Origin of the sequence: Corallococcus terminator, from assembly GCF_003611635.1 — a bacterium.
In the GTDB taxonomy this organism is placed as follows: domain Bacteria; phylum Myxococcota; class Myxococcia; order Myxococcales; family Myxococcaceae; genus Corallococcus; species Corallococcus terminator.
Genome location: NZ_RAVZ01000349.1, coordinates 1 through 9905 on the forward strand (window position 1 = coordinate 1; position 9905 = coordinate 9905).

9 protein-coding genes are annotated in these 9905 nt (G+C 68.5%); 1 reads left to right on the forward strand and 8 read right to left on the reverse strand.

Annotated elements, in window-relative coordinates; all coding sequences use genetic code 11:
• The coding region (locus D7V88_RS34095) for a CPBP family intramembrane glutamic endopeptidase (RefSeq protein ID WP_147448973.1) at positions 1 to 624 on the forward strand (624 nt) is incomplete at its 5' end.
• 28 nt (positions 625 to 652) lie between these two features.
• Here the strand turns inward: D7V88_RS34095 and D7V88_RS34100 are convergent.
• The 8 genes from D7V88_RS34100 to D7V88_RS34135 form a co-directional block, all read right to left on the reverse strand.
• Positions 653 to 1054, reverse strand: coding sequence for an arsenate-mycothiol transferase ArsC (locus tag D7V88_RS34100; protein ID WP_120544790.1), 402 nt, complete (start codon positions 1052 to 1054; stop codon positions 653 to 655).
• A 177-nt stretch (positions 1055 to 1231) separates the two neighbouring features.
• Complete coding sequence (locus D7V88_RS34105; RefSeq protein ID WP_244238537.1) at positions 1232 to 2884, reverse strand: mechanosensitive ion channel family protein; 1653 nt, start codon at positions 2882 to 2884, stop codon at positions 1232 to 1234.
• Positions 2885 to 3200: 316 nt separating this feature from the next.
• The gene (locus D7V88_RS34110) at positions 3201 to 4712 is read right to left on the reverse strand and encodes a PH domain-containing protein (RefSeq protein WP_158625220.1); all 1512 of its coding nucleotides are present in this window, start codon (positions 4710 to 4712) and stop codon (positions 3201 to 3203) included.
• The gene (locus D7V88_RS34115) at positions 4702 to 5187 is read right to left on the reverse strand and encodes a PH domain-containing protein (protein ID WP_120544792.1); all 486 of its coding nucleotides are present in this window, start codon (positions 5185 to 5187) and stop codon (positions 4702 to 4704) included. The genes D7V88_RS34110 and D7V88_RS34115 overlap by 11 nt, the downstream gene beginning before the upstream one ends.
• Positions 5188 to 5343: 156 nt before the next feature.
• Positions 5344 to 5646 carry a PRC-barrel domain containing protein gene (locus D7V88_RS34120; protein ID WP_208726638.1) on the reverse strand — a complete coding sequence of 101 codons (303 nt, stop codon included), beginning with the start codon at positions 5644 to 5646 and terminating at the stop codon, positions 5344 to 5346.
• Between the two features lie 20 nt (positions 5647 to 5666).
• Positions 5667 to 6473: an acyl-CoA desaturase gene (locus D7V88_RS34125; protein ID WP_120544794.1), complete on the reverse strand. Its 807-nt coding sequence runs from the start codon at positions 6471 to 6473 to the stop codon at positions 5667 to 5669.
• 95 nt (positions 6474 to 6568) lie between these two features.
• Entirely contained in the window at positions 6569 to 8224 is a 1656-nt protein-coding gene (locus tag D7V88_RS34130; RefSeq protein ID WP_120544795.1) for a sensor histidine kinase, read from the reverse strand.
• A gap of 197 nt (positions 8225 to 8421) precedes the next feature.
• Positions 8422 to 9882 (reverse strand): multicopper oxidase family protein, encoded by a 1461-nt coding sequence (locus D7V88_RS34135; RefSeq protein WP_208726639.1) that lies wholly within the window; start codon positions 9880 to 9882, stop codon positions 8422 to 8424.
• Positions 9883 to 9905 lie beyond the last annotated feature (23 nt).

The following is a 9905-nucleotide window of genomic DNA, read 5'->3' on the forward strand; positions in this document are numbered from 1 at the left end:
GGGGTGGGGCTGCTGGCCTATGGCGGCGCCTGGGCCCTGGGGCTCGCGGCCTTCGAACCCCCCGCCCATTTCTCCCTCATGCTCCCCGGAGGGGCGAGGCTGGTGACGACCCCGGGCACTCCAGGGGTCCGGATGGCACTGCAACTCGGGTTGCATGTCACCGTGGGCTTCGTCTTCCACCTGCTCTGGGTGACGGGGGAAGAGCTGGGCTGGCGGGGTTACCTCTCGCAACGTCTGCTCGACGCACGGGTCCCCGGCGCGCTGATGCTGACCGGCCTCGTGTGGTCGCTCTGGCATCTGCCGCTCCTGATGCGCGCGGAGTCCTGGGGCATGACGGCGCTCCTCTTCACGGGAGCCCTGGTGCCGCTGGGGGTGGTGATGGCGCGCTTGCAACTGGAGTCGGGAAGCATGTGGCCGCCCATCGTGCTCCATGGCATCTGGAACGAGGTGCATGGGGCGCTCTTGGCCGCCTCGAATCCTCCCGACAGCCCGTGGCTGGGCGAGACGGGCTTCCTCGTGCTCGCCGCGAACCTGTTGCTGCTGGCGCCCTGGCTGATCGGCCGCTGGAGCGCGCGGCGTGCTCCAGGGAAGGCGCCCTACGCGAGTGTGGGAGCGCTCTCGTAGCCGAGGTCTGGCGCCCCTCGGAAGGGCGTTACCGCGCCCAGCCTTCTTGCTTCAGCAGCTCCGTGACGCGGGCGCGCACGTCCTCACGAATCTCGCGCACGCGATCCACCGGCTTGCCCTTCGGATCCTCCAGCGGCCAGTCACCGCGCTTCAGTCCCGGCACGAACGGGCAGGCATCCCCGCAGCCCATGGTGATGAGCCACTGCGCGCCCTGGGCCAGTTCGTCCGTGAGGCGCTGGGGCCTGGCACCCGACAGGTCGATGCCCACCTCGGCCATGGCGGTCAGCACCTCGGGATGGACGCGCTCCCCGGGTTGAGTCCCGGCGGACACGGCAGTCGCCTTGGCCGGGTCGGCCAGCGCGTTGAAGAAGGCCGCGGCCATCTGCGAGCGGCCGGCGTTGTGGACGCAGGCGAAAATGACCGAGTTCATCGTGACGACCCTTGAAGAGGCGGGGTGGCGTGCCGTACCGGTGGGATCGCAGGCGTGGACGGCGAATGACCGCATCCTCGCGGATGCCAAAGCTCCTTCTGGCTCCAATTCCAGGTCTGCGGGAAGGAACGCAAATCGTTGCAGCCGCCCCCTTGAGGTCCCGGAGCGTGCCTGCCGCTACCGGTTCGAGGCGGCGAGGGCCGGGGGCTCCTCTTCCTCCGGCGGCGCGGCGGCGGTGGCGGGAAGTGACGTGGTCCCCTCGTATTGCACCGACTTGGGGTAGGGGAGCTCCAGGCCGTTGGCGTTGAAGGCGTCGAACAACAGCCGGTTGAGCAGCCGCTTCACGTCGAAGTGCGTCCCTGGCTGTACCTTGGCTTCAATGCGAATGGTCATCCAGCTCTCGTCCATGCTCTCGATACCCAGCAGCTTGGGCATCTCGGACACCTTGCCCGCCGACAGCATGGGCACCTGCTCGCAGACCTGGCCAATCACATTCAGCACCTTCTTCAAATCGCACTCATAGGCCACGGCCATGTCCACGACCGCCAGCGTCCAGCCGCGACTGTAATTGATGACATTCTTGACCTCACCATTGCGGAGGATGTGAAGGCGCCCGAAGCGATCGCGAATGCGGGTGATGCGAGGCGTTATCTCCTCCACCACGCCCTCGGTATCGTTGATGCGGATGTAGTCGCCGTTCAGGATCTGGTCCTCGAAGAGCAGGAAGATGCCATTGACCATGTCCGTGACGATGGCCTGCGAGCCCAGACCCACGGTGAGGCCGACGATGCCGGCGCCAGCGAGGATGGGGGTGGGGTCCACACCCAGGTCGCTGAGCACCATCATCCCCACCAGGAAGTAGACCAGATACGTGGAGGCTCTCTGGATGAGGGCGACGAAGGTGTTGCGCCGCCGGGTCTTGTCATCCAGGTCGGGGCCGTCCATCTTGAAGGCCCGGGCGATGAGCAGCCGGACGAACTCCACGACGACGCTGGCGGCGAAGAACAGGGCGATGACGCGGATGAGCACCGGCCCGTACGGAGCAAAGGGCTCCAGCCCCTGGAACCGACGGATGATGAGGGTCGCCACCGAGATGTAGACGATGGCCTCCAGGCTCCTCTGCCCCACCGGCAGCAGCCGGGTGAGAACCAGGAAGTACTCCTCGTACTTCGTGGCCGTGCTCTTCGCCCGCCAGGACTCGACCAGCCGACCCGACATCAGGTGTAGCAAGGACACCGCCAGGCGCCCGCCGTTGATGGACAGCAGCACGAAGATGGTGGTGCCAACGAGCCAGTCGAACGCGGCCGGGGGTTGCAGCGAGGTGATCGCCACGCTCACCGCGATGTAGGCCAGCACCAGCTTGATGAAGCCGGGGCCCTGCTCCATCGCCCTCTGGGCATGAGCCCTGTGCTCCGGGCTCAGTTGCCACTCGTTCACCCTGCGTTCGATCCTCACCAGGAGCCGGCGCGCCGCCCGCTCCAGCACCAGGAAGGCCGTCAGCAACAACACCAGCAGCCCTGCTCCGCGCCCCAGGGCCGCCAGCCCCTCCACCGTCACCCCCGCCAGCAAGGCCTTGAAGTAGGGATCCAGATCCTTCTTCGCCCACAGGGAGAAGCCCAGCACGGCGATGCCGGCGATGACCACCACGAAGGACAGGAGGGCGGCGCTCAGCCGGGCGCGCTTGCGAAGGGCATCCGCCATCTGCTCCAGCGCCTTCACACCCATCAGCCGGATGCCCTGGTACAGCAGCGCACTGGAGGCCACGAGCACGGCCCAGAGCACGAGCAGCAGCAATGCCACGCTCAGGCCGACGAGCCATGCGTTGTTCAACTCGACCGTATCCGCAAGTCGGAAGATTTCCATGCGGCGGGGCATAGCACACCAGCGAACACTTCACGCCCCTGCGCCCGAGGAGGAGCAGCGGCTCCAGTTTCTCACCAGGCAGGAAGGCCGCGAGCTGTTCGCCGTGGTTCCCATCCCGTGCGGACAAGCCGAGCGCGGAGCCTGAGGCCGCGGCTGGGAAGGAGCCGATGAAAGGGAAGACACCGCGACTGGGAGGTGTGGAGTCAGACATGCGCCTGGGGCTGGTTTGCCCCACGACACCCGATGGGGTGCGCGCCATTCTGGAGCACTCAAGGAGCGCGGCTCACACGCGCCGACGGGCTGGGAGCAGGTCGATGAGGGACTGGGCTTCCTCCCAGCCCACGCTGGGCAGGACGACATGCGAGCCCGCCACGTCGATCCTCACGTGCCCGATGCCGTAGCCGCGCTCCAGCGGTCCCTGTCGCGCGCGAACGGATTGGATGCGCGAACGCTGCACCACCGTCGTGCGCCGCCTCCAGAAGCCCTGGCGCACCACCACCAGCGCGTCCGTGATGAGCCATCCCTGGAAGCGCCAGTCGAACCACGCGGCCATGAGCTGCGCGGGCAGCAGGCCCCAGGCGAGCGCGCCCCACGCGCCCCAGAACCACGTGGCGGGCGCGGCCACGAGCACGCTCAGGCCCACCGCGCGGATCCGTGCCCGCAGCAGTGCCTTGGGATGCGCGGGCTTGAGGGGCAGGGCGTCGATGGCGTCGGGCAGCTCCGGTACGAACTCGCGCAGCAGGCCGGGCATGCTCGCGGTGGGCACCACTGGCACCAGCAGCTCCGCGCGCTCCGTGGCCTCGTTGCCCGCCCGGACGCCCGCGGTCTCCACCTCCACCGAACCGAAGCCCAGCGTGCGTCGCAACAGCGGCTCATCCAGCACCACCTGCTGGATGCGCGCCCTGCGCACCGTCACCTGCCGGCGCGTGATGAGCCCTCCCACCGCGCGCAGGTGCGTGCCGGTGTCCACCAGCCGGAAGCCATGGAAGCGCAGCACCGCCCGGGCACCGCTCACCAACCACAGGGTGAACAGCCCCACGAGCGCCGCCACCGTCGCGGCCATCCATCGCATCCCGGGGGCCGCCACCGCTTCCCAGTGCGCCTCCATCCACGGCAGCAACAGCTTGTGGAAGGTCTCGGTGATTTCGTGCAGCGCGCCCATCACCACCGCGAGCACGCCCACGCCGAGCGCGGTCGCGCCGTAGAGCAGCAGCGCTCCCAGCCGGGCCTCGGAGAGCACCCGCTCGTCCTGGATGGCTTCTGCCGGGAGGACCGCCGCCGCCGGACCTTCGCCGCGCACCGCCTGGAGCGCCTGGATCAGCGCCTGCGCATCCTCGGGCGCCAGGCCTCGCAGGTGGCCGTCCGCCTTGCCTCCGGAGGCCGTCTCCACCTTCACCTCCACCAACCCGAGCAGCTTCGACACGAAGGGCTGGAGCACCTCCGTGTTCTGCACCCGCGCCGCCTCGATGAAGCGCGAGGTGCGCGTGAAGATGCCGGAGCGGATCTCCAACTGGCGTCCGTCCACGCGGTAGCTCAGCGTGGCCACCTCGTAGAGCCCGGCGGCCAGCATCACCAGCGCCAGCGTTCCCACGATGACCCAGAGGATGACGGGCAGGCCGCGCTCGCCCGCGAAGTACGTGGGCAGCAGCGCGCCCAGGAACACGCGTCCCACCGTCGACGTGAGGGGCACCAGCGCCGCGAGCGGGGCCTTCGCGCTCAGGCGCTTCCAGGGAACTTCGTTCGTGCTGGGCACGGCCTCCGAGGAGACGGAGACCGGCACGGGCTCAGACGACATCGTCCGCCTCGCGCCGCACCAGCTTCTCGCGCAGGGCATCCGCCGTCTCCCGCGCGAGGCCGGGAATCTCCCCATCCGCGCCACTGCCCGCGGCGGTGAAGATCTGCAGGCGCGCCAGTCCCAGCGACCGTTCGATGGGGCCCTGGTGGACGTCCACGTGCTGGATGCGGCCCGCGGGGATCGACACCACCTGGTGCAGCAGCACGCCGTGGGAGATGACCAGATCGTGCTCGCGCAGCGCCCAGCCCCAGCGCTCGTGCGCGCGCTGCGGGTACCACGCCGTCAACACGCTCAGGCCCAGCACCACCGCGCACGGCAGCAGGAAGGGCCAGTGCTCCACGCCGGAGAACGACAGCGCCAGGGCCACCCCGAAGGCCACGGCCCCGTACATCCCGAGGCGCAGCAGCGCCCGGATGCGGAACAACGTGAGCGCTCCGCGAGGGAGGCGTTCCAGCGTCGGCAGGGGAGCGGTCATGGGCGGTTCCTCCGGGAACTTCCCGAATGTACCCCCATCCCGGCCCTCCTGCTGGAACTTGCTTGTGGAGCTGGACTGGTTTTCAAGCTTTTGCTGGTTGATGTCTCAGCAGGGCCCCCTGTTTCACGGACGTCTTTCTTTCGCGGGAGCGATGACTCAGGGGGCCTGCGCGGAAGCGGCTTCAGCGGAAAGTGTCCGGTGCAGCTCCTCCACCGTGACGGCGAGGAGCACGGTGTCGCTCACGGAATGGACCAGCCGCGTGGGCACGTCGACCCGGCCCGCGTGGAAGTAGTTCCAGTAGACGCCCAGCTCGTCGGCGCTCTCCGAAGCCAGCTTCACCTGGAGCGCTTCCACAATCCAGGTCTGGTCGTCGAGGGTCAGGGTCTCCACCGTCCCCAGCTTCTGCCCTCCTGCCGCGACGACGGTGCGCCCCTGGACGACGCTCTCTGTAAATCGCATGTGCCCACTCCTTCTCTCATTCACAAGGATGGGGATGCCGCGAGCGCTCCGCCGCTGTTCTCGCGGAGGGGGGCCCTGCCTCGTGCTGCCTGCTCGCCCTGCGGGGCCTGCGCGATCCGGATGAGCTTCAGGCGGGCGAGCAGGCGCATCACCTGCCAGGTGGGATCCAGTTCGAAGCGCTTCGCCGCGAAGTCGGGGCTCGCCGGCCGGGCGTGGTGGTTGTTCTGGAACAGCTCCCCCATGCACAGCACGTCCATGGGCAGCGTGTTGCGGGACTCATCCCGGCTCGCGAAGTTGCGATAGCCGTAGCGGTGTCCGCACCAGTTGACGATGGCGCCGTGCACCGGCCCCATCACGAAGTGCATGGGTAGGAGCGCCCAGTGCCACCGGCGCGTGGCGAAGCGCTTGTAGAACAGCGTGTAGAGCGCGCCGAAGGCGACGCGCGTGGTCCATTGGTTGAAGAGCCGGTCCACGGCGGGCCACTCGGGATAGCCCCCGAGGAAGCGCGGCTCGGACTTGATGCTGCCGGTGAGCAGGCCCGCGTAGCGGCGCGCCGTCTGGAGCATCATGCGCAGCGGATTCTTGTGGTGCGCGGGCGAGTGCGGGTCGCGTTCGGTGTCCGCGAAGGCATGGTGTTCGCGGTGCATGATGGCGTAGGCGCGCGGGTCCAGGAAGCTGGAGCCCTGCACCAGGGCGGTCGACAGGTGCAGGGCCCGTTCGGTGCGTGGCCCCATCGTGTACATGCGGTGCGCGGCGTAGCGGTGCTGGAAGAGGCTCTGGAAGAGCACGCTCAACGACCAGTGTGAGGCGAAGGCGAAAGGAATCATGAGAGGACAACGCCCCCTCATGTCAGCGCCCTGTCAGGCCGGTCCCGAAACAGACGCATCCGTGACGCCGGGCCTGCGTTGCGTCGGACCCCTGCCTACCGTCCGCTGGATTGGAACGGCCGGGCGTCCCACGGCAGCTCCAGGGTGAAGGTCGTTCCGGTGGTGGCCTCGCTCGTGACGACGACCCTTCCGCCGTGCGCCTGGGCGCATCCCCACACCAGCGTGAGTCCCAATCCCCAGCCCCTGGCGGGTCCCTCCTTCGCGGACCGGGTCCGGTTGAAGGGTTGGAAGATGCTCTCCCGGTCGTCGCGCGGAATCACGGGGCCGGTGTTGTGCACGGAGGCCCGTGCCCCGGCGTTGGTGCGGGAGACCGTGAAGGTGATGGGCCGGTCGGCTGCTCCATACTTGAAGGCATTGCTCCCCAGGTTCCACAGGGCGCGGCGCAGCTCCTCGGCGCTCCAGAAGCCCCGCACGCGTTCGCTTGTCTTCAGGACGAAGCGGTCCCCATGGAGGGTGCTCAGCTCCTCGACGACCTCCCTGGCGATCCCTCCAAGGTCGCACTCGTCGAGTCGCAGGGGAATCCGCTCGCCCGCCCGGATGCGGTTCGCGTCGAGCAGATCCCGGACCATGTGGTCCGTGCGCTCGATGTTCCGGTCGATCCTCAACGCCAGGTCGCGCCGCTCGTCCAGCTTCTCCGGGAAGCGCATCAGCATCTGGGCGCTCATCCTCGCCGCCGCGAGGGGGCCACGCAGGTCGTGCGCCAGGACGGAGACGAACCGCTCGCGAAGGTGCCGCTCGACCTCGAGCGCTTCGATCTTCTCCTTGAGGTCCGCATACAGCTTTGCGTTGTCCAGGTGGATGCTCAGGTGCTGTCCCAGGGACTGGAGCCGCGTCTTCTCCCGATGGGTGAACTCCCGGATGTCGGAGACGCCCACGTACAGGACCCCCATCAGCGCGTGGTGGGGAGGAAGCCGGACACCGAGCACGGAGTGGATGCCGCTGTTGCGCAGCGCGCCGCTCACGGTCAGTGTCGTGGTCCTGGCATCCTGGAGCGCGCTGGTTTCCTCTCCCCCGGCCGCGACCGTTCCCGGGAAGGACGCAGGGTCCAGCGAGACGGCGTAGTGCTCGAAGGCCTCATCCGCGGCCCCTGCGGAGGCCGCGGTCACGAGGTTCTGGCTCGCCGGCTCGTACAGGAGCAGGGCCACGCTCTGGGCCCCCATCGCTTCGAGGATCAGCTCGAGGACCTCCTTCAGGCGGTCTCGCAGGGTCGCCCCATCCGAGGCCAGCGCCTCGCTGGCCACCTGCTGGAGCAGGCGCAGGTAGCGTTTCTCCGTCTGCTCATCTTCCAGCAGGTGCTTGCTGAAGAGGTCCGTCACGGCCGTCGAGGCCGCATGCAGCTCGGTGAAGAGCCGTTCGACATCCAGGGCATCAGGTTGTTGGTCGAGCGGAGCGTTGCTCCACATCCGGGTGATGCAGCGTCCCAGGATTGCGAATTCCTCGACGACCTCCGCCACGTGGAATCCCTGGCGAAGCCGCGCGGACACGTGGCTTTCGACGTACTTCTGCTGGTCGCTGATGCCAGCCCCCGGCCTCTCATGGATGTCGGCGAGAGAGGTCAGGTACGTCGGCATGATGTTCCTGAACTCGGGCCCCCCCAGGCCTCGGGCCGACGCGGTCCGGTTCGCCTCCTCCGTCCACCGCCAGAGGATTTCCGTGAGATGACTGCGGATGATGTCCGCGACACTCGCCATTGCGCATCCTCTGGCACCCACCGGGCCAGGAAGCGCGCTAGCACTGCGGTGAAGGATGCGCGAGCGGGGCTGCGGAGTAATGCGTCGAACTGTGCACTTAAGACAAAAGTGACGGTCGAGCGCAGTCAGCGCAAGGGCTTGATTGCTGACGACGGTCTGGTCGTCTGGCAGGCGGTCGTGGCCTTGCGGTGGAGTGCTCAGCCTCTCCGGGCCCCTCCAGGCTCCGCGCCCGGTGGGGCCTCCACGTCGATGCCGTCGCGGCGCAGCTCGTCTTCCTGCGCGAGCTGCGCCTGCGTTCCCGGAGGCAGTGTGTACCAACCGGGATCGCCTTCGCCCTCCAGCCGGGCGCGCACCTTGAGCAGGGTGAACATGCCGCCCATGGTGATTTCATCGTAGGGCCCCTTGCCGCCCACCATGGCGATGGAGTTCGAGGGCACCGGCATGTGGTGCATGCCGCCCATGTCCCCCATGCCCGTCTGGCCCATGGTCATGTAGCCGGGCAGCAGCGGGCGCACCTTCGCGTCCAGGCCGCCGGGCTTCACGCCGATGAGGTTGGGCAGGTCGTGGCCCATCTGGTTCATCACGTGGTGGGTCATGTGGCAGTGCATGGCCCAGTCGCCGGGTTCGTCTGCGACGAACTCGATGGTGCGCGTGCTGCCGGTGGGCACCAGCACCGTCGTCTCCGGCCACTGCGCGCTGTCGGGGATGCGGCCTCCGTCCGTTTCGGTGATGCGGAACTGGTAGCCGTGCAGGTGGATGGGGTGGTGGTCCATCGCGCTCAGGTTGCCGAAGCGGATGCGCACGCGCTCACCCTGGCGCACGACGAGCGGCTCCGTGCCGGGGAACGCCTTCGCGTTCATCGTCAGGATGTTGAAGTCCGTCATCTCGTTGGGATCCGGGCGGTTCGTGCCCGGGTCGATGCGCCACTCGTGCAACATGATGGCGAAGTCGCGGTCCACGCGCGGGCCCACCGGCTTGCGAGGGTGGATGACGAACATCCCCACCATGCCCAGGGCCATCTGCGTCATCTCGTCGTGGTGCGAGTGATACATGCCCGTGCCCGACTGCCGCACGGTGAACTCGTAGCGGTAGGTCTCTCCCGGAGCGATGGCCTTCTGGTTCAGACCGCCCACGCCGTCCATGCCGTTGGGGAGCAGGATGCCGTGCCAGTGCACGGTGGTGTGCGCGGGCAGCCGGTTGGTGACGTAGAAGCGGACGCGGTCCCCCTCCACCACTTCGATGGTGGGCCCGTGCACCTGGCCGTTGTAGCCCCAGCAGGTGGCCTTGAGGCCGGGCGCGAATTCATGCTCCACCTCCTGCGCCACCAGGTGGAAGACCTTCACGCCGCCCACGTCCTTCCAAGGCAGCTTCGTGCCGTTGGGCACCACGACGGGGCGGTAGTCACGGCCTGCCTTCCCGGGAGGCAGGTGCGTCTGACGGGCGACCGCGCCTCCCGTGGCTGCCGCGGAGTTCGCGCGCGGGGCCTTCGCGCCGGGCACGGCCGATTGGGCCTGGGTCTCGCGGCCGTGCATCAGCAGGGCGCCGGTCGCCAGCGTGGCGCCGGTGCGTGCCAGGAGGCTCCGGCGCGTGAGGACAGGGGCCTGGGACTCCGTGTCCTCGGGCGCCCGGGGGGATTCGTCAGTGGGCAGGGTGCTCATGGGTGGGTTCCGGAGAAGGGGGA